The organism is Aminobacter sp. P4_D5 (assembly GCF_056401815.1).
In genome coordinates, this window is the sequence record NZ_JBFUIP010001401.1 from 1 (window position 1) to 518 (window position 518).

At 66.6% G+C, this 518-nt stretch carries 1 protein-coding gene; it reads left to right on the plus strand.

The window, feature by feature from the left end:
• Positions 1–18: 18 nt before the first annotated feature.
• Positions 19–518: MFS transporter (locus tag AC1DWF_RS38655; protein WP_476843684.1), on the plus strand; the 500-nt coding region annotated here is incomplete at its 3' end.

Here is a 518-nt window from a genome sequence, read left to right on the forward strand (position 1 = left end):
GCGCTGATGAATTCGACGATGATCGGGCAGGCCACGATGGGCGCCCTGATCGGCCGCAGCCTCTCCTCCGACATCGCGCTGGCGACGCTGCCCATGGCCATCCAGATGGCGGGGACCATGGTGGCCTCGATTCCAGCCTCCTACGTCTTCACGCGTTGGGGGCGACGGGCGGGTTTTCTGGCCGGCGCCTTCATTTCCATCCTGGGATCGCTGACCTTCGGCCTCGGCGCGCTGATGAATTCGACGATGATCGGGCAGGCCACGATGGGCGCCCTGATCGGCCGCAGCCTCTCCTCCGACATCGCGCTGGCGACGCTGCCCATGGCCATCCAGATGGCGGGGACCATGGTGGCCTCGATTCCAGCCTCCTACGTCTTCACGCGTTGGGGGCGACGGGCGGGTTTTCTGGCCGGCGCCTTCATTTCCATCCTGGGATCGCTGACCTTCGGCCTCGGCGTCTACTGGCAAAGCTTCGGGGTCTATTGCCTCGGCTCGGTCCTGGCCGGGCTGAGCTGGGG